We start from the raw sequence: 25,396 nt of genomic DNA on the forward strand, positions 1-25,396 counted from the left end.
TGGTAATGATGCGTTTTGTGGATACACCCGTTCCCATACCGAACACGAAGGTTAAGCACAAGACGGCTGAGAGTACTGCAGGGGAAGCTCTGTGGGAGGGTAGGTGGTTGCCAGGTCAACATGGATCTTTAGCTCAGTTGGTTAGAGCAACCGGCTCATAACCGGTAGGTCCGGGGTTCGAGTCCCTGAAGGTCCACCATATTTGGGGGTATAGCTCAGTTGGGAGAGCACCTGCCTTGCACGCAGGGGGTCAAGAGTTCGAATCTCTTTATCTCCACCAAAGCAATCTGATAAAGATTGCTTTTTTTTATATTTAATTATATATTGCCATTGGGAGATGAGTATATGTATAGAATAAAACAATTTATAAAGGCCATAACAGCAAGGATTACGATTAATGATATGAATTATTTAGATAAATATTTAAATAAAGAAGAAAAGATTTTGGTATTAAAGTTAGCTGATTATGATATTAAACATAGTATAAATGTGGCTAGGGCAATAGAAAAATATATAAATAATAGGCTAGAACATGAAGAACACATTGAATATGTGAAAATAGGCCTATTACATGATATAGGTAAAACTTATAAGAGATTGAATCCTATAGAGAAAGGTATTTTAGTAATTATAGATAAAATAACTAAAGGCAATATAAGTAGATATACAAAAAATAAAAAGATATATATATATTATAATCATGGAGAAGAAGGATATAATATTTTAAAAAATAAAGGATATAGTAATGAATTTTTAAATGCAGTGAGATATCATCATAATAAATGTATAGGTGGAGAAAAATTAAAAATATTAAGAAGGTTTGATGATGAAAATTGACAAACATATAACTATTGTTATATTTAGATAATATTGAATAATGGAAATATATAAGTTAAGATTATAATATGAATTATAAATAATAATAGTTTAGTATTATTGATGGAGGAATTATGATATTACAAAATCGAAGAGAAGAAATAAAAAGTTTATTAATTAACTCTGAGGAACCAATAAAAGGTCAAAAATTAGCTAAAATATTCAATGTTACTAGACAAGTAATTGTTAAAGATATAGCTATAATAAAAGCTGAAGGAGCTAATGTTATTGCCACTCCTAGAGGATATATGATAGCAAATAATAGTAATACATCTATAAGAGCTATAATAGCAGTAAATCATAGAAGAGAAGATTTGGAAGATGAGTTAAAGACTATTATTAAGTATGGGGGAATAGTTGAGGATGTAACAGTGGAACATCCACTTTATGGTGAGATCAGAGCCATGCTAATGATTAAAAATCTTTTTGATTTAGAAAACTTTTACAAGAGTTTTCTAAATTATTCTGCTGAACCATTATCAGCATTAACGAATGGAATCCATCTACATACCATAAGTTGTAATAATGAAGAAGAACTTAAAAATATACTTAATTCATTAAGTAAAAAAGGATATTTAATTGAAGATGAAAATAAAAATAAGGAGTGAAGACATATTGAAGAAAATAACTAGAAATATTATTTTAATTTCCATTGCTATAATATTTGTTTTAATTTCTAGTATTACTATTATAGTGGATTATCAATGGTTTAAGGAGTTAGGATACTTATCAATATATTTTACTAAGGTATTGGCCATAGCTAAACTTATGATTCCAACCTTTTTAGTTACCTTTTTAGCTATTATTCTATATTATAAGAGTTTAAAACCCAATATTAAAAAGTTGAAGAGAGAAATAGAAGTTGATAAGTTGAAAGAAAAGAGAAATTTCAGAATATTAATTATAGTAGATTTATTAGTTTCATTAATATTTTCCTTCATATTCTCTAATAGATATTGGTACAATATACTTGAATTCTCAAATTCAACAAAATTTTCATTGAATGATCCTATATTTAATAAAGATTTATCATTTTTTCTATTTAAATTACCATTAATACAATCATTATATGGAAGTATGTTTATACTATTAATTATATTAGTTATAGCTACATTTGCCATTTACATTATATTTAATGTTAAAGATAAATTTACTAATAGCTTTAGTAATCAAATAGATATGAAAAGTCTAAAATCAATGACAAGTGGGTTAACGAACTTTGCGGGAAAACAGTTAGCAATATTGGCAGCATTATTAATGTTAATGATTTCTTTAGGGTATATGATGCAAGGATGGAATTTAGCATATTCTCCAAGGGGAGTGGTAGTTGGTGCAAGTTATACTGATGTTACAGTATCATTAAAATTCTATAGAGTTATTACTATAGCAGCTCTAATTGGAGCCATAGTAGTATTTTTTAGTGTTATGTCTAAAAAGGTGAAACCAATAATAGCATCTATATTAATTATAGTTGTATTGATTATAGGAGAAACTGTAACATCTGGATTAGTACAGCAATTTATAGTTCATTCTAATGAGAAAACACTAGAGAAACCATATATAGAAAGAAATATTGAATATACTAAGAAAGCATTTAACATTGATGAAATACAGCAGGAAAACTTTACTATAAAGAATGATTTAACAGCAGAAGATTTAACTGAAAATAAAGATATAGTTAATAATATTAAAGTTAATTCATATAGACCAGCTTTAGAGTTCTATAATCAATTTCAATATATAAGGTATTATTATAAGTTTAATGATATTGATATGGATAGGTATTATATTAATGGTGATTATAATCAAGTATTTATAGCTGCTAGGGAAATAGACTTTGACAAATTAGATAATAATTCTATTACGTGGCAAAATAAACACTTAGCATATACTCATGGATATGGCGTTGTTATGAGCAAAGTTAAATCTGTTACTAGTGAAGGTCAGCCAGATTTTGTTATGAGTAATATACCATTGGAAAATAAAACAGATATATCTTTAGAAAATCCGAGAATATATTTTGGTGAAGGAACTGATAATTACAGTATAGTAAATACAAAATTAGGAGAGATAGACTATCCGGTAGGAGGAGAAAATGCAACTAATAATTATGATGGAGCTGCAGGAATAAAAATGACTCCGTTAAACAAATTATTATTTGCAATTAAAGAACAAAATACTAAATTTATATTATCTCAAGACATAACTTCAGAAAGTAAAATATTATTGAATAGAAATATTATGGATAGGGTGAAAAAAATAGCTCCATTCCTTTACTATGATAAGGATCCATATGTGGTTATAAGTAACAATCAACTTTATTGGATAGTAGATGCATATACAGCAACAGATAAATTTCCTTTTGCACAATCAGTTAAAGGTATAAACTATATAAGAAATTCTGTTAAGGTAGTAATAGATGCATATAATGGAACCACAGATTTTTATATAGTAGATAAAGAAGATCCTATAGTTAACACCTATGCAAAAATATTTCCTAAGTTATTTAATAAAGACGTAGAAACATTATCGGAAGATATAAGGTCTCACTTCAGATATCCTCAAGATTTATTTAATATACAAAGTTATATGCTAGAAAAATATCATGTTTCAGAACCTGGGGTATTCTATAATGGTGATGATGTGTGGTCAGTAGCTAGTGATAATTATAATGAAACAGAAAAAAAAGAAGAGGTTCAAACAAGTTCAGCCTTAGATAAGTTAAGTGCTTTAGGTAATAAAGAAGAAAAATCTATTTCAGAAAAAAGAACTGAAGAATCATCTTATGTCACTATGAAATTGCCGAATGAGGAAAAGGAAGAGATGGTTATATTAGACTATTTTAATACAAAGGGTAGAGACAATATGGTGGCTATGTACGGTGTAAGGATGGATGGAAATAATTATGGAAAGATGTTTCTTTATGAATTTCCAACAGGAGGGACAGTTTATAATCCTACATTATTTAAAAAGAAAATAAATCAAGATCCAGAAATATCAAAGCAATTAGCGCTCTGGGATACAAAAGGATCACAAGTACAATTTGGTGAAGTGTTGATCGTACCAATTAAAAATTCATTATTATATGTATCACCATTATATTTAAGAGCATCAGGAGAAAATAGTATACCTGAAATGAGAAATGTAGTAGTAGGATATGGTGATAAGCTAGTATTATCTCCAAATATAGAAACTGCTTTAAGTCAATTATTTAATTTCAAAGAAGAAGATAATAATGGAGGTTCTACACATGAAACTCCAAATAACGGAGAAACTATTGTTACTCCAGATATGATTAAAATTAGTGAAGCCTATAAAAATGCAATGGAAGCACAAAAAAATGGTGATTGGGCTAAATATGGTGAGTACATTAATGAATTAGGAAGATTAATTGATGAGTTATCAAAGTAGCCATATAAATGGAGGAAATCATGGATTATGATATTCTAATATTAGGCGGGGGCATAATAGGTTGTGCCCTAGCCTATGAGCTTTCTAAATATAATTTAAATATTGCAGTAATAGAAAAAGATTATGACATATGTAGTGATACAACTCTAATTAATACTGCAACCATATATGATGGATTAGAGTGTGAAGATGAAGTTACATCTAAGCTTATAAGAAAAGGAAATCTATTGATGGAGCAATATGCTAATAAATTTAATGTTCCTTATAAGAGATGTGGAAGTATCTATGTAGCTAAGAATAAAGAACAAGAAGCATTTATAGACAAGATGTATCATAGGGCTAAATCTAAGAAAATAGATGATGTTGAACTTCTTACAGGAACAGAGATTTTTAAGTATGAGCCTAATTTAGATAAAGATACATCTAAAGCATTATATATACCTAATACAGGTGTCATATGCTCCTATGATTTAGCATTAGCATATGGAGAAATTGCCTTTGATAATGGAGTTACATTTAAGTTAGAGGAAGAGGTTTTATCCATTGAAAAAATGAATAAAAGTTTCAAGATAGTAACAAATAAGAATAAGTTTAATTGTAAGATAGTTATAAATACTACCCTAGATAAAAGACTTTCTATGGAAAGTGATAATATTTCTAATGAGAAAGTTAATAAAAGTTATTTAAAATATATGGTTATTGATAAAGAGTATAAAAATTTATATTCTAATATAATATTCGATTTAAATAGTAAAGAAAGAGTATATATACGTCCTACCATATATGGTGGAATTATAGGTGCTTATAGCAATCCAAATAGTGTTTCTTATGATAAGGTTGTAAAAAAGCTACAGCCATTTATAGGACAAATAGAAAGCCAAGATGTAAAAATGGTTTTAGACTGGCATTTATTTGATGAGTCTGTTAAAATACAAGATAATATACAAGAAGATGGCTATATGAATGTTGAAGTAAAGCATTATGGTCAAGTAACTATGACTCCGGCATTAGCATTAAGCATATGTAAATTAGTAGTTGATAAATTAAATTGTAAATTTAAAAATGACTTTAATGATAAAAGAAGAGAATATTTTAGATTTAAAAATTTATCTAATAAAGAGAGAAATAAAATTATATCCATAGACAAGAAATATGGCAATATAGTGTGTCAGTGTGAAAATATTAGTGAGGGAGAAATAGTGGATGCCATAAGAAGACCATTAGGTGCTAGGACTTTAGAAGGAATAAAAAGAAGAACAGGCGCTGGTTTTGGAAATTGTGGAGGATGTTATTGTAAATCTTATATTATAGCTATATTAGCAAGAGAGATGAATAAAAGCATGATAGAAATAGTTAATCATTCTAAGGAATCAAAGCTAATATTGTCTAGAATAAAAGAATTTGACACAATGTGAGGTAGATGATTTTGAAAGATAAAGATATACTAACAACTATAGTTAGAGTTAAGGGTTCTAATAATTATGATGTGGCTCCAGTAAGGAGTAGTGAAGCCATTGATAAATCACTATGGATGGAGTGTTCTAAGGCTTTAAGTAGAATATATGTAGGGCCACCTCTCAATTGTGGAGATGTAATCTGCAAAAATATACTTAACACAGGTGTTGATATAATATGTACTAAGAAAATCAGTAAAGATAAACTATATTAATATTGACAATAAATATTGAAAATAATAGAATTATATTAGTATTATAGATATAAACCGTTGATGAGATTAGTAATAGTAAAATGAAATTAAAGAGAGTCAGTGGATGGTGCGAACTGATATATCATTTATTATGAATCCACCTCTGAGGGACTGTGATGAGCAGTACGGCATAGTCGTTAATTTATTGAGAGGAATAAAGATTACTTTATTCAATTAGGGTGGTAACGCGGAGTCTTTCGTCCCTTTAAGGGAAGGAAGGCTCTTTTTTTATTCTATTTTAATTAAAAATAGTAAAATTAATATATATTAACTACATAAAAGTATTAATATGAATCTATAATATAGAAAATGTTTATGAGTTTATATATATAATAAGTATTATATAGGAGGAGATTTAAATGTTAGATTTAAAAAGAATACGAAATAATCCTGAAGAAATTAAGAATGGTCTTTTAGGTAGGAGCTCAAATTTTGATATTTCAATAATAGATGAAATTATTAAACTAGATGAAAGAAGAAGAGCTATACTTGTAGAAGTAGAAAATTTAAAGAGTAAAAGAAATTCAGTATCAGCTGAAATTCCAAAACTAAAAAAAGATGGTAAAGATGTAACTTTAATAATGACAGAAATGAAAAAATTAGGTGAAGATATAAAGGAATTTGATAATGAACTTTTTCAGATTGATGGAAATATAAAAAATTTTATATTAAGAATACCTAATATACCAAATATTAATGTACCAGATGGTAAATCTGATGAGGATAATGTGGAAATAAGAAAATGGAGTGAGCCTAGAAACTTTAATTTTGAACCAAAGGCTCACTGGGATTTAGGAACAAACTTAAATATCTTTGATTTCGAAAGAGCATCTAAAGTTACAGGTGCAAGATTTACAATATATAAAGGATTAGGTGCAAGACTGGAGAGGGCAATAATTAATTACTTTTTAAATACTCATGTAGATATAGCTGGGTATACTGAAATATTACCTCCATACATGGTAAATAGAGATAGTATGACTGGTACTGGTCAACTGCCTAAATTTGAAGATGATGCATTTAAAGTTACTAATAATGATTATTTTCTTATACCAACTGCAGAGGTTCCTGTAACTAATATGCATAGAGATGAGACTTTAGAGGGAAATAAACTTCCAATTAAATATGTAGCTTATAGTGCATGTTTTAGGGCTGAAGCTGGATCAGCGGGAAGAGATACAAGAGGTCTGATTAGACAACATCAATTTAATAAGGTTGAACTTGTTAAATTTACAAAGCCTGAAGATTCATATGATGAGCTTGAAAAGCTTACAAATGATGCGGAGAAAGTACTTCAAGGTTTAGGACTTCCTTATAGAGTAGTAAGACTTTGTAAAGGTGATTTAGGCTTCTCTTCAGCTACAACTTATGATATTGAGGTTTGGATGCCAAGCTATAATAGATATGTGGAAATATCAAGCTGTAGTAATTTTGAAGATTTTCAAGCTACAAGAGCAAATATAAAATATAAAGAAGATCAAAAATCAAAACCAAAGTTTGTGCATACATTAAATGGATCAGGGGTAGCTATAGGAAGAACAGTAGCAGCAATACTTGAGAATTATCAAAATGAAGATGGAACAATAACTGTACCAGAAGCATTAAGACCGTTTATTGGATGCGAATTTATTAAATAGACTTTTTTTAGCATAGTGTTGATAATGAACTACATATTATTAGGTACAGCTCTTCAGAAGTTAAACTAGAGAGTTCTTTGCTCTACAGGAATCTAAGTTTACACTTAAACCGCTTCAAAATCTTGAATATGTAGTTCTAAAATCAACTTTAAGTGATGATAAATTAGTAAAAATAAATTTTTTTGTTGACACACTAAGCTATTTTTGATAAAATAACCCTTGTAGGACACGGAGAGATGGTCGAGTTGGTTTAAGGCACCGGTCTTGAAAACCGGCGTACGTGTGAGCGTACCCAGGGTTCGAATCCCTGTCTCTCCGCCATATTTTATATGGAGAAATACTCAAGTGGCCGAAGAGGCGCCCCTGCTAAGGGCGTAGGTCGGGTAACCGGCGCGAGGGTTCAAATCCCTCTTTCTCCGCCATATAAAATATAAGTTTTGCGGAAGAATGTCTTTATACAAATTAATATAATGTAAGTAACTATTATAAATAATTTATTTATATGATTACAATACGGAGAGATGGTCGAGTTGGTTTAAGGCACCGGTCTTGAAAACCGGCGTACGTGTGAGCGTACCCAGGGTTCGAATCCCTGTCTCTCCGCCATTTTTTTTATCCAAAAATAGGCCTTGGAGAAATACTCAAGTGGCCGAAGAGGCGCCCCTGCTAAGGGCGTAGGTCGGGTAACCGGCGCGAGGGTTCAAATCCCTCTTTCTCCGCCATATAAAAACCATATTGAATTTTGATACTTTATATGTTATGATTTATTAGTAATTTAATATATGCGGTGGTAGCTCAGTTGGATAGAGTAGCTGGCTACGAACCAGTTGGTCGGGAGTTCGAATCTTCTCCGCCGCACCAAAAATCCTAAAAATTGTATAATTTTTAGGATTTTTTATTATATTTATTTTTAAGAATAAATATGGCTCATAATTAAAGCATTTATTTCAAAAGATAATATATATTTATATTGTTTAATATAGCTTTCAGTGTTGGAATATTATAATAAGTATCAATATAATTAAGTGACTTTATCACAGTCTTTATTTTAAATATCATATAATATATAAGTAAAGTAAAGAATATAGTTAAAACTTTTAAGGAGGAGAATGTAATGAAAAATATTAAGGTATATTCAACTAATTCATGTCCATGGTGTGTAAGAGCTAAGGAATATTTGAGGGATAATAATATAGAGTTTGAAGAAAAAAATGTACAATTAGATAGAAGTGCTGCTATGGAGATGTTTAAAAAAACAGGACAGGGTGGAGTTCCTGTTATCGATATAGATGGACATATAGTAATAGGATTTGATAAGGAAATGATTGATGGGTTACTAGGAATATAGATTTTAGAAATAGAATTGATATTAATTTATCAGTTCTATTTTTATTTAAACTTTACTGAAAAATAAAAATAGAATAAAATATACTATTTGTATTTAGTGGATAATAAATATTTAATTTATATAAATTTATAGCTATTTGTTACGAAGATATCATTAAATAAGTAGATAAAATTTAGTAGGATATAGAAGGAGTTCCTGTTTCTTTTGAAGAAATAAATAAATTAATCATATTTGGATATTTCTATTACTCGATTACTATAAATAATGAAGAAATAATTGCAATATGAAAATATATAAAGGTTATAAATACAAATCAGGGGTGAATAGAACATTTCGGTCAGTATAGTTTATAAAAACTCATTATATTTACGACAATTATAGAATTAATTATATTTTAAGGAATATCATATACTTTATTCTATTATTGGATTAAAATAGTATTATTATGGGGCATATTTTATTAAGGGGGTATGTGAGAAATTGAAGAGAGATAAAAATAAAAAGATAATTAAAATATCTCACATTAAGGAAAAAATGTTGAAAAACAATGGAAAGATAAGTGAGAAGTTAAAAAAGTTAAGAAGAAAATCAGATAATAAAAAGGAGAGAAGTAAGAAAATAAAGTTTAGCTTTAGTAATTTTAAAGATGTATTAAAGAAAGACAACTCAAAATTAAATATAGAGGGGATGTCTATAAAGTACAAGCTATTATTAAGCATATTGGTATTGACAACAATAAGCATGAGTATAACAACTATTTTGTCATATAGTAATGCTGAAAAGATAATATCTAATCAAAGCAAGGGAGAGATGAAATCTGTAACAACTAGATCATTAGAGACAATCTCAACTATGATAGAAAAAACTACTAATGAAGCATATGCGCTTTCAAATTCAAAGCAAGTATTTGACATCTTAAAAAATAGCAAAAATGAAGATCCTCAAATAATACTTAATAATAAAAGCAATATAGATTTAAATAATGAATTCTTCAGTGAATATGTAAATAGTAATGCTCATGTTGATAGAATATCTCTTGTGGATAGAGAGGGAAACATATTGTCAGATAGTGAACCTTCATTTATTGGTAGTAGTGAATCGGAGAAATCTTATCATTCAGTAAGTTCATCAGGAACTCCAGATATGAGCAATACTATGTGGTCACTAGACCAAGGAAAGAGTGTAGTAGTATTTACATATCCTGTTTTAGATTCATCTAATTATGGAGCTTGTATTGGATATGTGACATTACATGTATACACAGAAAGTTTTTCAAAATATTTAGAAAATATAAAAATAGGAGATATAGAAAGTAGTTATGCGTATTTAATAGATAGGCAAGGTGTACTTATCTATCATCCCGAAAAGAAAAATATAGGAAATGTTATCGAAGTTGAATCTATAAAAGATATTTCAGAAAAAGTTTCAAAAGGAAGTAAGGTTGATATTGATGTAATTGATCACAAATATAATAATAAAGATTTCATATCATCTTATGGAGTACTTCCTAAAACAAATTGGTTGTTAGTCATAGATGCAGATGCAGATGAGATGAGGACACCTGTAGATGCTATGGCAATGAGAATTGCTATAATAGCAATAGGAATGATAGTTTTACAAGGAATAATAATTTTAATAATATCTAATGCATTTGTTAGACCTATATCTGTAGTAGCAAAACTAGTTGATAAAACATCTAATTTAGATTTAACAGATGATTTTAAGTCCTCTATTAAATCTAAAGATGAGATAGGTTTAATATATAATGATATACGTTCAATGAGAATGAAGTTAAGAGATGTTGTAAGTAAGGTAGTTAGCACTACTAGCAAGGTTAAGGATAATGCATATGTAGTAAATAATGCTACTGAACTATTAAAGGTTAAAGCTGATGAGGCTTTAATAGAAACTGAGAGCATAAGTGCAGGGATTGAAGAAACAGCGGCTACGTCTGAAGAAATTGCTGCATCTTCAAATAATATGATAACTAGTGTTAGTAAAATAGCTGATGAGGCATCTAATGGATATAAAATTACGGAGGGAATATTAACAAGGGCTCAAAGTATAAAGGAGTATTCCTTACAATCAAAAGAACAAGCTGAAGATATATATGGAACTGTTAAAATTGAACTAGAATCAGCAATTAATAGTTCTAAAGAAGTTAAGGAAATTCATAAGTTAGCCGATTCAATATTAAAGATAACTAATCAAACCAACCTATTAGCGCTAAATGCTGCAATAGAAGCTGCCAGGGCTGGAGAAGCTGGAAGAGGTTTTGCTGTAGTTGCTGATGAAGTAAGAAAGTTAGCAGAAGAATCGGGAAAAACAGCTGGTGGGATTCAAAATATTGTTAAGGTAGTTGACACTTCTGTAAATAATTTGGCATTAAATGCACAAAAAATGATAGATTTTATGGAAAAGCAAGTAATAAAAGATTATGATGGAACTATAGCTAATGGAAAACAATATGAAGCTGATGCCTATAAATTTAATGAGTTTATGAATGAATTTAATGAGGAAGCTAAGATATTAAGGGATAATATAGATAGCATAGTTTCAGCGTTAGATGGCGTAGCGATAACTATGTCTGAGAGTGCATCAGGAGTATCTATTATCACATCAAGTTCTATGAATATGGCTACTAATATTAGTGAAATAAAGAATTCAGTAGAGGAGAGCAATGGAACAGCTCAGGAGCTTGATAATATTATAAATAAATTTAAATTGTGATAGGAATAAAATAAGGAGTGAGAATTTAGATTCTCACTCCTATTTTTTCGCCTAAACGTACAGAGGACTCTATTCCATTGTTACTATTAATAATTATATCATCATCTATTTTTATAATATCCTTTTTAAAAAATAGCATTACTGTAGAGCCACCAAACTTAAAGAAGCCCTTTTCATCACCTCTATTTATAGGATGATTCTCTTCATAAGTTTGAATTATAGAACCTACAAAAGTAGCTCCAATTTCCACATATAATACAGCATCAAAATTATCACTTTTAAAAACACTATATTCACGTTTATTTTCACAAAATATCTTACCTATCTGTGATAGGGCAATTGGATTTACTGAAAAATAACTTCCTTTAATATAATGAGTTTTATAACAAAATCCAGAGTCTATAAAATGAAATCTATGGTAGTCGGTAGGACAGAGTCTGAAAATTAAGCAACATCCATTTTTATAATCATTTGATAACTCTTTATTATTGATTAGATCTTCTAATTTATATTCAAAGCCTTTAACTTTAAAGGTTGAATTTTCATCTATATTTTCTATAGCTAATAACTTACTATCGCAGGGAGATATTAAATTAGTTTTCTCATAACATATATTTCGGCCATTATGCTTTAGTTTTCTATAGAAAAAATCATTAAAAGAAGAGTATTCAGTTAATTCTTTCTCAAACTGATTTATATCTATGTTGAAATTTTTCACAAATTTTTTAATAAATAATCTACTGATAGAAGTATCACAAAGTTTTCCATATAAAGTAGAAAGTATTTTCCTTTTAATTATAAGATTTAATAATCCTTTTCCTAAAGATGTATTATAGATAGCTCCAATAACTTTACCACCAGCTATATTTTCTACTTCATGAGTTCCATTCTGTCGATTGAAATACTTTATCATTTTTTCCTCCTAAAAGTTAATATAATAATATATTATTATTATAACACATTATATATTAAAAAAGTTCACCACAGATGTGGTGAACTTCTATATATATCTATATTACATCGCTATTATTAAGTTTTCTCATATCATCATTAGATGGTTTTTCACTTCTATTTTTGAAGAAATCCTCAGCTATTTGAGGGAAAGCTAAATAAGAAAGAATATCTTCATCTCTTGTGATAGTATCCTTTAGAATTTCTTTGGTTTTTTTGAATGCAGGCTCTAAGCTATCTGCAAATCTTCCAGTAATAGGAGTATCGTTACCAAGAGCTTTCTTTAGAACTTCTTCATTAATCTTACCAGGAGCTTTACCGTATTCTCCCTTACAATAAGCTTTAACTTCTTTTAATACCATCTTGTATCTTTCACCAGTTAAAACATTTACTGTAGCTTGAGTTCCTACCATTTGACTCATAGGAGTTACAAGTGGTGGATATCCTAAATCTTCCCTTACTTTTGGAACTTCAGCTAAAACAGCATCAAGTTTGTCTATAGAGTTTTGACTTTTTAACTGAGAAATCATATTTGATAACATTCCACCAGGAATTTGATTTGTTAAACCTTCTGGTTGAGGAGTTAATACCTTTGGATCTAATAATCCTGATTTTAAAACTTCATTTCTAACAGGTTTAAAGAAATCATTTATATGTGTTAATTTATCTATATCAAGATTAGTATCAAATCCAGCTGAAGTTAATGCTTGATGCATAGTTTCAGTTGGAGGTTGAGCTGTACCGCTTGAGAATGATGAAATAGCACAATCAATTCCATCTACCCCAGCTTCAGCAGCCTTATAATAAGTCATTTCAGCAAGACCATTTGTGCTATGAGAGTGAAGGATAACTGGTATTTTTACAGTCTCTTTTATACCTTTAACTAAATCATAAGCTATATTAGGCATTAAAAGTCCAGCCATATCTTTTATACATATTGAATGAGCTCCCATATCTTCCAATTGTTTAGCTAAATTAGTATAATTATTTACATCATGAATAGGACTAACAGTATAAACTATACAGCCTTGAGCATGGGCACCTTGCTTTATAGTTTCATCCATAGCTACCTTAATGTTATCGAAGTCATTTAAAGCATCAAATATTCTAATTATATCCATACCATAGTAAACAGACATTTTTATAAATTCTCTAACTACATCATCAGGATAATGCTTATATCCTAGAATATTCTGACCTCTTAGTAGCATTTGAAGAGGGGTTTTCTTAACTATGCTTTTAATATTCTTCAATCTTTCCCATGGATCTTCATTTAAATATCTTAGACAAGAGTCAAAAGTTGCTCCACCCCAACATTCTAACGAATAATATCCTGCATTATCTAACTCTTTAAGAATAGGTGCAAATTCCTCATAAGGCATTCTTGTAGCAATTAATGACTGGTTTGCATCCCTAAGTACTGTCTCGGTTATATGGATTTTTTTCATTAAAATCACCTCTGAAATTTTTGTTGCAAAATAATAATATATTAACATTTTAACATAAAAATAAATGTAATTGTGCAATAAATCATTTATTTTTCAGAAAGTTTAAGAAAAGAACATCGAAAATACACATTAATACTGTTAACATACCCCAAATAATAAAAATTAAATATGTAAATAAAATAATTCAAACTATATTCTCAGAAATTTAAATTATGTAGATATTGACGATTGACTAATAAATAATTATAATATTGATTATAGACTTGCGCCCGTAGCTCAGCAGGATAGAGCATCCCCCTCCTAAGGGGAAGGCCGGAGGTTCGACTCCTCTCGTGCGCACCAAACTTAGTAAGGCCTAGCTTTGCTAAGTTTTTTTTAATCATTTTCAGAACTTTAATAGAGGTATAAAATATGAATGAGTATTTTATGAGTATGGCGATACAAGAAGCAAAAATTGCAGGAAATAAAGGCGAGGTCCCTGTTGGAGCTATAATAGTAAGAAATAATAAAATTATATCAAGGGGACATAATATAAAGGAAGATACTAATGATCCTACCGATCATGCTGAAATTATAGCTATAAGAAGTGCTAGTAAAAAACTTAAATCATGGAGATTGAATGATTGTGATATGTATGTGACTTTAGAACCGTGTCCAATGTGCGCAGGAGCCATAGTACAGAGTAGAATTAAAACATTATACATTGGAACCTTTGATCCAAAAGCAGGTGCATGTGGTTCAGTTTTAAATGTGGTTCAAAATTATAATTTTAATCATTGGGTAAATGTAAAATGGTTATATGATGAACAGTGTAGTGGTATTATAAAGGAGTTTTTTAAAAGTAGAAGAAGAGGAGGAAATTCAAGTGGAGAATAATGTAAACGAAGAGATAATGGATAAACTTACAAAGGTTTGTATATGTAAAGCAATATCTAGAGCTACAATAAAGAAAGCTATAAAAGATGGAGCTAAAACTGTAGAAGAGGTAAATAAAGTTACTGGCAGTGGTAGTGGTGGATGTAAAGGAAACAGATGTAGATGCAAAATTGAAGATTTAATAAAGAATAATTAATAAATATATAGGACTTAATTAGATGTAAGGAGGGGGATTTATGGATCCAATAGCTATAACTATATTTGGTATAGATGTTATGTGGTATGGCGTAATAATTTCATCAGGAGTAATAGTGGCATTGTTATTAAGTCAATATACTTCTAAATTAAAGGGAATAAGTTATGATGAAGTTTTAAATATATTCTTAATTGCATTTCCACTAGCAATAATAGGTGCTAGACTGTACTATGTAATCTTTGAATTTAATAATTATTATAAAGATAATTTGAATGATATATTTAATATAAGACAAGGTGGATTAGCTATTCATGGTGGATTAATCGCAGCAGTATTAGTAGTATATATATATGCTAAGAAAAAGAAGTTTAAATTAGGGGATTTGATGGATTTAGCTGTACCATGTATTATTTTAGCTCAGGCTATAGGAAGATGGGGAAACTTTTTTAATAAAGAAGCTCATGGAGGACCTGTTAGTGCTGAATTTATTAGCAAGTTTCCACAATTTATACAAGATGGGATGCTTATTAATGGAACATACTATCATCCAACATTTTTATATGAAAGCATTTGGAACTTGATTGTATTTGTAATATTATTCTATATGCTGCATAAAGTAAAAGAGAGTGGCGTAGTATTTTTAACTTATATAGGACTATATTCTTTAGGTAGATTTTTTATAGAAGGACTTAGAACAGATAGTCTTATGATGTTTGGACTTAGAACAGCGCAAATAATAAGTTTTATTGGAATAGTAATCTGGATTGTAGGAATAGCAATTATTTATAGTAAGAAGAAAAATTGTAAATGATTTTAATAGTAAGATGTTTAGAAAAATTTAATGGTAAATTATGAAAAAATAATTTTCTTAGTCAAAGGGAAGTGTCCATAGAGGAGAAGGCTTTGTTTTAGAAATATATCAATGTCTATGTCTATGTAACATTTCCTTTAATAAAAACATTGAGTGTTCCTTTGTTAAAAGTTTCCTCTTGAAAGATATATAAAACAATAGTATAATAAGTAATACATGAAAATTTAATATGGAGAGATGTCCGAGTGGCTTAAGGAGCACGCCTGGAACGCGTGTGTAGGGGAAACTCTACCGAGGGTTCAAATCCCTCTTTCTCCGCCATGGTCGTACTAGATGGGGAGTTAGCGGTGCCCTGTAACCTGCAACCCGCTACAGCAGGATTGAATTCCTTGCCTAGGTATTGATTTGTATGGTCTGACCTATATAAGTGGCGTTGAGAACTGGGTCCCACGCAATGGAAACTCATGAACCTCGTCAGGTCCGGAAGGAAGCAGCGATAAGTGAAATTTTCCATGTGCCGTGGAAAAACCTGGTTTGAGTTAACTGTATAGGTAACGCATATAAATCAACTATCGAAGCAAGGTGTACGGCTTGCAATTTTCAGAAAAGATGTTTAAATACATCTTTTTTTTTATAAAATTATAGATATAAGTATATAAAACTATATGAAAAGCAAGAATTTCATATATAATATATTGTAGGAATTATATTATAAAAGGAGGTGAGAGGAGTGGCATATAAAGCATTATATAGAGAATGGAGACCTAGAAACTTTAAGGATGTAGTTGGTCAAAAACATGTAACTACTACATTACGTAATGCCATAAGTAGTAATAGAATAGCTCACGCATATTTATTATGCGGTACTAGAGGAACTGGAAAAACCTCAACAGCCAAAATTTTAGCAAAAGCAATAAATTGTTTAAATCCCCAAGATGGAGAACCATGTAACGAATGTGAAATGTGTTTAAAAATAAATAATGGAACAGCAATAGATGTAACAGAATTAGATGCAGCCTCTCATAATAGCGTAGATAATATTAGAGATATTATAGAAGAGGTACAATATCCACCACAAGAGGCTAAGTACAAGGTATACATCATAGATGAGGTTCATATGCTTTCCATAGGAGCTGTTAACGCATTTCTAAAGACATTAGAAGAGCCTCCAAGTAGAGTAATATTTATTTTAGCTACTACAGATCCACAAAAATTACCTATAACTATACTTTCTAGATGTCAAAGGTTTGATTTTAAGAGAATTAATAGTGATGATATTTTTTATAGATTAAAACAAATAACAGATAGCCTAAATAAAGATATAGATGAAGAGAGTTTAAGACTACTATCAAGAATCTGCGATGGAGCTATGAGGGACGCCGTATCTATATTAGATCAAGCAATTGCCATCGACGATAAGGTAGCTTATGAAAACTTAATTGATATGTTAGGGATAACTACTAACTATAGTTTAATACAGATCGTAGATAATGTTATCAATAAAAGAACTGAGGATGCTATTAAATTAGTCAATAAAATAATAAATGATGGTAAAGACGTAAATCTTTTAATAAGAGATTTAATTACTCATATGAGAAACCTTTTAATGGTAAATGTAAGTAATAATCCAGAGGATGTACTGGATATGTCCCTTGAGAATATTGAAAATATAAAAGAACAAAGTAAAAATATAAGAGTAGAAGAAATAATGAGATACATCAATATTCTTCAAGATGCAGAAAATTCTTCAAAGGTAGCTAAGCAAGGAAGAATATATTTAGAGTTAGCTTTAATAAAAATGTGTAAAATACAATATGATACGTCTATAGAGACTATACTGAATAGATTGAATAAGTTAGAGGAAAATATAGCTTCAGGTAGAGTATCAGTGAAAAGTACAAAAAATCAAATTAATGAGATTAAACCACTCATTATGGAAGATACTAAAACTAAAGTTGATGTTAACAAAATTCAGGAAAAAGCTTATAATAAAAGTGAAGAGAACTTTGAAAACATGGATAGCAAATTAACACTAGATCATGTAAAAAAGGCATTTAAAGATATTCAAAATGTATTAAAAAATAAAAACAATGTAGTACTATCTACTATGCTAAGTATGGGACATATACAATCTTGTAGCAATGGTATAATTACAATTTCTTTTGATAAAAATTTCAACTTTCATAAAAATAGATTAGAAAAGGAAGAGCATAAAAAGATAGTGAATGAGACATTCTCAGAAGTCTTAAAGGAAAAAGTTATAATAAACTACACTATAGAAAATGAAGATATAGAGGAAAAAATATCTAAAGAGGATATACTTACGGAAGTATTTCCAGAGGAATTAATAGAGATATGCGAGGAATAAGATAAAATTTATATTAAATTAAGCACAAAATTGGTTACATTATATAAAATTATTATATATACTATTATAGTAAAACATATTTTCTAAGGAGGTATTAGTAATGGCAAAAGGCGGATTTCCAGGAATGGGTGGAAATATGAATAGTTTATTAAAGCAAGCACAAAAATTTCAAAAGCAAATGGAGGATATGCAAAAAGAGTTAGAAACTAAGACTTATGAGGCATCAGTTGGCGGTGGAGCAGTAACTGTTACTGTTACTGGAAAAAAATTAGTAACAGATATATCTATTAAGCCAGAGGTTGTAGATCCAGATGATGTTGAAATGTTACAAGATTTAGTATTAACTGCTATTAATGAAGCTTTAAAAAAGGCTGAAGAAGATACTAGTAATACAATGGGTAAATTAACTGGTGGATTAAATATGCCAGGTATGTTTTAATTAATCAATTCTATTTAAAAGAATTGAACAGAGGTGACAAATTTGGATTTTTATCCTGTAGCTATAGAGAGACTCATAGAAGAATTTGGGAAATTACCGGGTATAGGTAGCAAAACAGCTCAAAGATTAACATTACATGTATTAAATCTTCCTCAAGATGAGGTAGAGGAATTTGCTAAAGCACTAATGAAGGCAAGAGGAACTATTAAATATTGCTCAGTATGTGGAAATTTCACTGACAGTAATCCATGTTCTATATGTTCAAATCCAAATCGTGATAAGAGTACTATATGCGTAGTAGAGCAACCTAAAGATATAATGACTATGGAAAAAGTTAGAGAATTCAATGGGGTATATCATGTTTTACATGGTACTATATCACCTATGAATGGAAGAGGACCGGATGATATAAAATTAAAAGAGCTTATTACAAGGGTAAATGATGATTTGAAAGAAATAATTGTGGCTACAAATCCTAACATAGAAGGTGAAGCTACAGCTATGTATATTTCAAAAATATTAAAACCTTTTGGCGTAAAAGTTACAAGAATAGCCCATGGAGTTCCTGTAGGCGGAGATTTAGAATATGCAGATGAGGTTACTTTATCTAAAGCTTTAGAAGGAAGAAAAGAAATATAAACGAACTATTAAGGGGAAATTAGTATAAAATTAATTTCCCATTTTTTTAGCCATGTAGACCCTAAAATATAGTTAATCATATCGTATAAATACTATTTTGTAAAATATAGTATAAAACATATATTAATTGTAAATAAATATATAATAACTATATTTTGGAGGTATAATAATATGAATAGAAAAAATATAATAGATATAATATTGACCTTAAGTGAATATACAGATGAACAAAAAACAATTATAAAAGGATTAGAAGAAGCAATGCTAGAATTAGAAACAGCCAGATGTTGCTTTGAAAATGTTACAGAGAAAAGTTTAATTGATATATCTATTTATAAAGAAGAAGAAGCTAAAGCAAAATATACTTACTTCTTATCAAAAGCAAAAGAAGAAGGTATAAAAATAAATGCTGCATACATGTTAGAGGAATTAAATGCTTCTTCAAAATGGTAATTAGAAGTAATATTATATTTCATTTTTGATTATATATAATTAACATGTAGTTTAGGGGGATTTTTATGAATGAAATAATAATGTTTTTAATAGCAATACTGGCAATATTTATAATTGGTAAAATATTTGCATGGCCACTAAAAATATTAATAAATTTAATAATTAATGGTGTAGCAGGCGGAATATTATTGTTTTTAATAAACTTTATTGGAGGGTATGTAGGTATAAACATACCTATAAATGGAGTAACTGCACTTATAGCAGGTATATTAGGAATTCCAGGAGTATTATTTTTAATAATATTTAACTATATAAGATAAGATATTATGAGTATTCGATATAAAAATTGAATACTCTTTTATTTTTATGTTACATTAATATATAACATCACATAGTAATGTATTAATATTACATTATAGGGGGTATAGTATGGAGAATTATTTTGTTAGAATAGTTGTAGCAGGACTTCTAGCTGCGTTAATTGGTATAGAAAGAGAGTTCAGATCAAAAGAAGCTGGGCTTAAAACACATTTTTTAGTAGGCTTAGGAAGCGCTCTTATAATGGTTATATCAAAGTACGGATTCACGGATATGGTTATGGATTCAATTGTAAAATCAGATCCAAGTAGGATAGCAGCACAAGTAGTTAGTGGAATAGGATTTTTAGGAGCCGGGACTATAATAGTAGAGAAACATTATGTAAAAGGACTTACTACAGCAGCAGGAATATGGGCAACATCAGGAATTGGATTAGCTGTTGGAGCAGGATTATATGATATAGGAGTTTTTTCAACCATATTGGTTATAGCGGGAGTTGAAATTTTTAATTTTATATCTAAGAGAACTATAAGTAAGACCTTTGATTTAGATATATTAGTTAAAACTAAAAACTTATATAATATCTATGAAATTGTAGAAGAGTTTGGATTTAATATAGTTGGTTTTAGTTTATATAAGACTATTCATAATAATGAAGAAGTGTATGATATTAGAATAAAATTAAAGTCTAATAGAAAGAATAGTATATTAAGCCTAATACATCAATTAAATGAACAAGAAAATATAATTAAAATAGATTTAGATAATATATAAGTTGTAATAAAGTTTCTACATTATAAATTAATTGATATGAGCTTCATATTATTTCTGCAAATGGTATTCGCAGGTATAATATGAAGCTCAATTTCAACAATCTATTAAACATTGGTCATTATTTATTCATCATTATAAAACAAATTATTCAGTTTCTACTTTAATATCTCCAGAAATAGAAGAAAGAGATATTGCACCAGAAGGGTTAGTACCAATAGTACCATTTATATCAGTATTTTTATTATTAGAATGTGTAGATAAATTACCGCTAAGCTTACCAGATAATGTTGAGTAATTATATTTAAAAGCAGCATCATTAGGTAGTGATATACTTAAATCACCTGATGTTGTGTCAAAATTTATGTTATTATTAAATTTTAAATAGTTCACTGAAAAATCACCAGATACAGATTTCCCTGATATATTACCAGTAAAATTTTCAATTTTACATTGGCCAGAGGTAGTTTTAAATCTCATATCAGTACAATTTACTAAATTACCGTATATATCTCCAGAAACACTTTCACAAATAATTTCCTTTGAATCAATATTATTTAACTCTACATCTCCAGAAGTAGTATTTAAGCTTATATCATTGAAATTCATAGATGATATTTTCATATCTGAAGAAACAGATGATACACTTAAGTTTTTATTATAAGCTTTTGGAATATAAACATCTAAATTTACTTTGTTTATTCCAAAATCAAACTTTGATTCAGATTTAACTTGAATTTTTAAAGAAGAATTTTCCTTAACTACAATTAACTCTGGGGAGTTATTAAGGAAGTTTGATGTAACTTTTCCAGTGAGTTTTATATTAACTACATCTTTATCATAAGGAATTATATTAAGGTCTTCTCCAATTAAATTTATGGATATAAGTTCAACTAAATCAATGGTAATATTTTCTTCTTGATTTAAGTTTATAGAATCATGATAGGTATTATCATCCCAGTAATCGAAATCCATATTTACTATACTATTAAATATATTAGATAAATTAATCTTATTAGATGAGTTATATAATATATAATAGGCTGAGCCATAAGATGCTATCATAGTAATAATTAGAATAACTATGGTAGCTTTAATCCACTTTTTAGAAAACATATTGTACCTCCCTACACAAAAAATCTACATTTTATCCAACTAAATAAATTAATACAGCCTTCGTAAAAGACTTTGGTAATCCAAATAGAAAATACACATAGTAGTATTCCTAAAGCTGTAGTACCGACACCTAATAATAGTATTGCTGAAAGGGGTATAGAAAATGGTATAGATATTATTGAAAGTGCTAAAGAACCAGTAAAACCAGCAACTATAAATCCTAAGCCTCCAATGATAATACCTAAAGTGGCGCCATACAGTCCCAATAAGCAAGCAAATAGGAAAGACCAAATAGGAAAGGTTACAATTCCTATTATAATAAGTAGAACTATATTTAATGCAACACTGTTTGAAGATATTCTATATCTTTTATTATATATATTTGAATTATTATAAGATTTATTAAAGTTTCTTTCATTATAATTACTTTTATATTGAGAAATAATCATATATGGGTCTCCAAGCTCATGAATTATTTCAGATTCAGTTTTACCATTCACCTCTCCAATTTTAAAATGTTCCTCATAATCATATATTATCTCTCGTCTATCATTTTCAGGAAAATCTTTTAAACCGTTATTTAAGATTTGAAAAAATTCAACCTTATTCATAAATATCCTCCCCTTTAAGAATTTTGTTTACACTATCCATAAAAAAACACCATTCATCTTCTAATATATCTTTTGTTTTTATACCTAAATCAGTAATTCTATAATATTTTCTAGGTGGTCCTTCTTGAGACTCCTGCAAATAAGTAGTGAAGTATCCCTCTTGAGTAAGTCGCCTTAATATTGGATATATAGTCCCATCTGATATCTGTATGTGCTTAGATATATCATTAACTAGTTCATAGCCATAACAATCTTTTTGAGCTACAACAGATAGAACACATAGCTCTAAAATCCCTTTCTTTAGTTGAACATTCATTTTCTCACCTCACTTCTTTATAGACTATATTATATCGAAAGGTATTATACAATACAAGATACTAATCTAAACAAAATACAACATGTTAATTTATAGTTCTGCTTTATTTACAATAAAAGGATTAAATGGTACAATTGATAATATTATATATAATTAAGGAGGGTATTATGAAATTTACTAATTTTAATTATGAAAGGCCCAATTATGAACTAATAAAAGAGACATTAAGTAATTTTATAGATAAAATAAAATTAGAAGAAAATTTAGAAGAACTAAAGAAGCAAATAGATGAAATAAATAAAATAAGAAATAATGTAGAAACAATGGCCAGAATATGTAGTATAAGACATAGTATAAATACTCAAGATGAATTCTATGATAAAGAAAATGAATATTGGGATGAAAATGCACCATTATATGAAGAGATTTATTCAGAATTTTACAGAGCACTAGTAGGAAGTAAATTAAAAAGTAAACTTGAAGAGATTTATGGTAAACAATTTTTTAATATAGCTGAATATAATTTAAAGGCTTTTTCTAAAGAGATTATAGAAGATTTACAATTAGAAAATAAATTATCATCAGAATATGTTAAGCTTTGTGCTTCAGCAAAAATAATGTTTGAAGGAGAAGAGCGAAATCTTTCAGGTCTTACCCCTTTTATATTATCTGAAAATAGAGAAATAAGAAGAAATTCAAGTGAAGCTAAATATAAATTTTATAGTGAGCATGAAGGTGAATTTGATAGAATCTATGATGAGCTAGTTAAGGTAAGAACTAAAATAGCACATAAATTAGGTTTTAAGAATTTTGTGGAGCTTGGATATATAAGAATGTTAAGAACTGATTATAATGCAGATATGGTTAGAAATTTTAGAGAACAAGTTAAAGAGTATATAGCACCAGTAGCTAGTAAACTATATAAGAGACAAGAAGAAAGACTGGGACTAGAAGAACTTCAATATTATGATGAGAAATTTGAATTTTTAACAGGAAACCCTAAACCTAAGGGAGATCCACAATGGATAGTAGAAAATGGAGTAAAAATGTATTCAGAGTTATCTAATGAGACTAAAGAGTTTTTTAACTTTATGGTAGAAAATGAACTTATGGATTTGGTTAATAAAAAGGGAAAAGCTGGTGGAGGATATTGTACCTACATTCCAGATTATAGATCACCATTTATATTTTCAAATTTTAATGGAACTTCCGGTGATGTAGATGTATTAACTCACGAAGCAGGTCATGCATTTCAGTGTTATAGAAGTAGATGGATTACAATACCAGAATGTAACTTTCCTACATATGAAAGCTGTGAAATACATTCTATGAGTATGGAATTTTTTACATGGCCTTGGATGAATTTATTTTTCAAGGAAGATGAAGAAAAGTATAAGTATATGCATCTAGGAAGCGCAATTAAATTTATACCTTATGGCGTAACAGTAGATGAGTTCCAACACTTCGTGTATGAAAATCCAGAAGCTACACCAGAAGAAAGAAAAAATCGATGGAGACAAATAGAGAAAAAGTATCTTCCTCATAAGAACTATTCAGAATGTGAGTTTTTAGAGAGGGGTGGATGGTGGTTCCAACAAGGTCATATATTTGGAAGTCCATTCTATTATATAGACTATACTTTAGCTCAGATATGTGCACTTCAGTTTTGGAAGAAAAATAAAGATGATCATGAGAAAGCGTGGAGTGATTATTTAAGACTATGTGATGTAGGAGGAACAAAATCCTTCTTAGATTTAGTAGAATATGCAAATTTAATATCTCCATTTGAGGATGGATGTGTTAGCTCTATAATTGGAGACATTGAGGAATATTTAAATAATGTTGAGGATAAGAAATTATAAATAAATTACGAAGTAATTTATTTAGGTAAGGGTGCCGTAGGCACGGGGAAATACTCACTGCGTTTGTGATAAGGAGCAACCACAGGTTGCAGGGAAGGTAAAAATCAGTAAAACTGATTTTTAATTTCAAAGTAACAAAGTCGCAACGCAACTGCTTTGGAGTAAGCAAAAGTTACCTTCACCTGTGAGCTTTGTGAACTCCTTACCTGCGAACAAAGTGAGTCTCTTACCTGTAAGCTACGCTTGCTCTTACCTAAATAAAGTGCTTCACACTTTATTTATATTACATCTACTATCCCTAGTGTATCTACAAAAGAAAAAGAGAGAAATAAGTAGAAAAAAGAAATAAAATGAAGTTATTTATAATAAATGAGCAACTGTGGTAAATTACTAGTGAATAATTATGTTAATATAAATCTTGTCGCTGAGAGGCGATGAGAAAACAACGAAAAAAACGAGTTAAAAAAACTTGAAAAAAGTTGTTGACAGGTAAGAGATTACCTGATAGAAT

At 29.1% G+C, this 25,396-nt stretch carries 23 protein-coding genes, 9 tRNA genes, 1 rRNA gene, 1 other RNA gene and 1 other annotated feature; of the genes, 29 read left to right on the forward strand and 5 right to left on the reverse strand.

Features of this window, described 5'->3' with window-relative positions:
- The 16 genes from rrf to ACI48Q_RS20470 form a co-directional block, all read left to right on the forward strand.
- Positions 1–116, forward strand: a 5S ribosomal RNA gene (gene rrf / locus ACI48Q_RS20395); the annotation flags it as partial.
- 6 nt (positions 117–122) lie between these two features.
- Positions 123–199 (forward strand) — tRNA-Ile (locus ACI48Q_RS20400).
- 5 nt (positions 200–204) lie between these two features.
- Positions 205–280, forward strand: a tRNA-Ala gene (locus ACI48Q_RS20405).
- 65 nt (positions 281–345) lie between these two features.
- The gene (locus ACI48Q_RS20410; RefSeq protein WP_474920957.1) at positions 346–837 is read left to right on the forward strand and encodes an HDIG domain-containing metalloprotein; all 492 of its coding nucleotides are present in this window, start codon (positions 346–348) and stop codon (positions 835–837) included.
- Between the two features lie 113 nt (positions 838–950).
- Positions 951–1,484 (forward strand): 3H domain-containing protein, encoded by a 534-nt coding sequence (locus tag ACI48Q_RS20415; protein WP_474920958.1) that lies wholly within the window; start codon positions 951–953, stop codon positions 1,482–1,484.
- Positions 1,462–4,287 carry a UPF0182 family protein gene (locus ACI48Q_RS20420; protein ID WP_474920959.1) on the forward strand — a complete coding sequence of 942 codons (2,826 nt, stop codon included), beginning with the start codon at positions 1,462–1,464 and terminating at the stop codon, positions 4,285–4,287. The genes ACI48Q_RS20415 and ACI48Q_RS20420 overlap by 23 nt, the downstream gene beginning before the upstream one ends.
- A gap of 20 nt (positions 4,288–4,307) precedes the next feature.
- Complete coding sequence (locus ACI48Q_RS20425) at positions 4,308–5,702, forward strand: FAD-dependent oxidoreductase (protein WP_474920960.1); 1,395 nt, start codon at positions 4,308–4,310, stop codon at positions 5,700–5,702.
- An 11-nt stretch (positions 5,703–5,713) separates the two neighbouring features.
- Entirely contained in the window at positions 5,714–5,956 is a 243-nt protein-coding gene (locus ACI48Q_RS20430; RefSeq protein WP_474920961.1) for a DUF1667 domain-containing protein, read from the forward strand.
- 48 nt (positions 5,957–6,004) lie between these two features.
- Positions 6,005–6,203, forward strand: a binding site (T-box leader).
- 151 nt (positions 6,204–6,354) lie between these two features.
- Positions 6,355–7,632, forward strand: coding sequence for a serine--tRNA ligase (gene serS, locus ACI48Q_RS20435; protein ID WP_474920962.1), 1,278 nt, complete (start codon positions 6,355–6,357; stop codon positions 7,630–7,632).
- A gap of 230 nt (positions 7,633–7,862) precedes the next feature.
- Positions 7,863–7,953: transfer RNA gene (locus tag ACI48Q_RS20440), tRNA-Ser, on the forward strand.
- A 10-nt stretch (positions 7,954–7,963) separates the two neighbouring features.
- A tRNA-Ser gene (locus ACI48Q_RS20445) sits at positions 7,964–8,054 on the forward strand.
- Between the two features lie 93 nt (positions 8,055–8,147).
- Positions 8,148–8,238 (forward strand) — tRNA-Ser (locus tag ACI48Q_RS20450).
- 25 nt (positions 8,239–8,263) lie between these two features.
- Positions 8,264–8,354, forward strand: a tRNA-Ser gene (locus ACI48Q_RS20455).
- Positions 8,355–8,416: 62 nt separating this feature from the next.
- Positions 8,417–8,493: transfer RNA gene (locus ACI48Q_RS20460), tRNA-Arg, on the forward strand.
- Between the two features lie 253 nt (positions 8,494–8,746).
- Entirely contained in the window at positions 8,747–8,980 is a 234-nt protein-coding gene (locus tag ACI48Q_RS20465) for a glutaredoxin family protein (protein ID WP_474920963.1), read from the forward strand.
- Between the two features lie 480 nt (positions 8,981–9,460).
- The gene (locus tag ACI48Q_RS20470) at positions 9,461–11,710 is read left to right on the forward strand and encodes a methyl-accepting chemotaxis protein (RefSeq protein WP_474920964.1); all 2,250 of its coding nucleotides are present in this window, start codon (positions 9,461–9,463) and stop codon (positions 11,708–11,710) included.
- 25 nt (positions 11,711–11,735) lie between these two features.
- Here the strand turns inward: ACI48Q_RS20470 and ACI48Q_RS20475 are convergent, their stop codons facing one another.
- Entirely contained in the window at positions 11,736–12,623 is an 888-nt protein-coding gene (locus ACI48Q_RS20475) for a phosphatidylserine decarboxylase (RefSeq protein ID WP_474920965.1), read from the reverse strand.
- 97 nt (positions 12,624–12,720) lie between these two features.
- Positions 12,721–14,109, reverse strand: coding sequence for a pyruvate carboxylase subunit B (locus tag ACI48Q_RS20480; RefSeq protein WP_474920966.1), 1,389 nt, complete (start codon positions 14,107–14,109; stop codon positions 12,721–12,723).
- A gap of 265 nt (positions 14,110–14,374) precedes the next feature.
- Between ACI48Q_RS20480 and ACI48Q_RS20485 the strand changes: the two genes are divergently transcribed.
- The 12 genes from ACI48Q_RS20485 to ACI48Q_RS20540 all read left to right on the forward strand — a co-directional run bounded on the left by ACI48Q_RS20485 (position 14,375) and on the right by ACI48Q_RS20540 (position 20,983).
- Positions 14,375–14,451 (forward strand) — tRNA-Arg (locus ACI48Q_RS20485).
- Positions 14,452–14,520: 69 nt separating this feature from the next.
- Complete coding sequence (gene tadA, locus ACI48Q_RS20490) at positions 14,521–14,985, forward strand: tRNA adenosine(34) deaminase TadA (RefSeq protein WP_474920967.1); 465 nt, start codon at positions 14,521–14,523, stop codon at positions 14,983–14,985.
- Complete coding sequence (locus ACI48Q_RS20495) at positions 14,975–15,181, forward strand: (2Fe-2S)-binding protein (RefSeq protein WP_474920968.1); 207 nt, start codon at positions 14,975–14,977, stop codon at positions 15,179–15,181. Before tadA ends, ACI48Q_RS20495 begins: the two co-directional genes overlap by 11 nt.
- 40 nt (positions 15,182–15,221) lie before the next feature.
- Positions 15,222–15,992 carry a prolipoprotein diacylglyceryl transferase gene (gene lgt, locus ACI48Q_RS20500; protein ID WP_474920969.1) on the forward strand — a complete coding sequence of 257 codons (771 nt, stop codon included), beginning with the start codon at positions 15,222–15,224 and terminating at the stop codon, positions 15,990–15,992.
- A 231-nt stretch (positions 15,993–16,223) separates the two neighbouring features.
- Positions 16,224–16,313, forward strand: a tRNA-Ser gene (locus ACI48Q_RS20505).
- Positions 16,314–16,316: 3 nt separating this feature from the next.
- Positions 16,317–16,582: signal recognition particle sRNA large type (gene ffs, locus ACI48Q_RS20510), an RNA gene on the forward strand.
- Between the two features lie 140 nt (positions 16,583–16,722).
- Positions 16,723–18,360 carry a DNA polymerase III subunit gamma/tau gene (gene dnaX, locus ACI48Q_RS20515; protein WP_474920970.1) on the forward strand — a complete coding sequence of 546 codons (1,638 nt, stop codon included), beginning with the start codon at positions 16,723–16,725 and terminating at the stop codon, positions 18,358–18,360.
- 100 nt (positions 18,361–18,460) lie between these two features.
- Positions 18,461–18,799, forward strand: a complete 339-nt coding sequence (locus tag ACI48Q_RS20520) for a YbaB/EbfC family nucleoid-associated protein (protein ID WP_474920971.1) — start codon at positions 18,461–18,463, stop codon at positions 18,797–18,799.
- Between the two features lie 42 nt (positions 18,800–18,841).
- Positions 18,842–19,438, forward strand: a complete 597-nt coding sequence (gene recR, locus ACI48Q_RS20525) for a recombination mediator RecR (RefSeq protein ID WP_474920972.1) — start codon at positions 18,842–18,844, stop codon at positions 19,436–19,438.
- 171 nt (positions 19,439–19,609) lie between these two features.
- The gene (locus tag ACI48Q_RS20530) at positions 19,610–19,891 is read left to right on the forward strand and encodes a DUF2508 family protein (RefSeq protein ID WP_474920973.1); all 282 of its coding nucleotides are present in this window, start codon (positions 19,610–19,612) and stop codon (positions 19,889–19,891) included.
- A 65-nt stretch (positions 19,892–19,956) separates the two neighbouring features.
- The gene (locus ACI48Q_RS20535) at positions 19,957–20,211 is read left to right on the forward strand and encodes a pro-sigmaK processing inhibitor BofA family protein (RefSeq protein ID WP_474920974.1); all 255 of its coding nucleotides are present in this window, start codon (positions 19,957–19,959) and stop codon (positions 20,209–20,211) included.
- Positions 20,212–20,320: 109 nt separating this feature from the next.
- A complete protein-coding gene (locus ACI48Q_RS20540) occupies positions 20,321–20,983 on the forward strand; it encodes an MgtC/SapB family protein (protein ID WP_474920975.1) in 663 nt (220 codons plus the stop codon).
- Positions 20,984–21,127: 144 nt separating this feature from the next.
- On the opposite strand, the gene ACI48Q_RS20545 is transcribed toward ACI48Q_RS20540, so the two are convergent.
- Genes ACI48Q_RS20545 through ACI48Q_RS20555 form a run of 3 tightly spaced genes read right to left on the reverse strand, consistent with a single transcriptional unit; the run spans position 21,128 to position 23,023 of the window.
- Positions 21,128–22,096 carry a DUF4097 family beta strand repeat-containing protein gene (locus tag ACI48Q_RS20545; protein WP_474920976.1) on the reverse strand — a complete coding sequence of 323 codons (969 nt, stop codon included), beginning with the start codon at positions 22,094–22,096 and terminating at the stop codon, positions 21,128–21,130.
- 11 nt (positions 22,097–22,107) lie between these two features.
- Positions 22,108–22,707 carry a DUF1700 domain-containing protein gene (locus tag ACI48Q_RS20550; RefSeq protein ID WP_474920977.1) on the reverse strand — a complete coding sequence of 200 codons (600 nt, stop codon included), beginning with the start codon at positions 22,705–22,707 and terminating at the stop codon, positions 22,108–22,110.
- Complete coding sequence (locus tag ACI48Q_RS20555) at positions 22,700–23,023, reverse strand: PadR family transcriptional regulator (RefSeq protein WP_474920978.1); 324 nt, start codon at positions 23,021–23,023, stop codon at positions 22,700–22,702. Before ACI48Q_RS20555 ends, ACI48Q_RS20550 begins: the two co-directional genes overlap by 8 nt.
- A 167-nt stretch (positions 23,024–23,190) precedes the next feature.
- On the opposite strand from ACI48Q_RS20555, the gene ACI48Q_RS20560 reads away from it, so the two are divergent.
- Entirely contained in the window at positions 23,191–24,885 is a 1,695-nt protein-coding gene (locus ACI48Q_RS20560; RefSeq protein ID WP_474920979.1) for a M3 family oligoendopeptidase, read from the forward strand.
- The last annotated feature ends 511 nt before the right edge of the window (positions 24,886–25,396 follow it).

The sequence above is a fragment of the Clostridium sp. LXY-7 genome, from assembly GCF_056172015.1.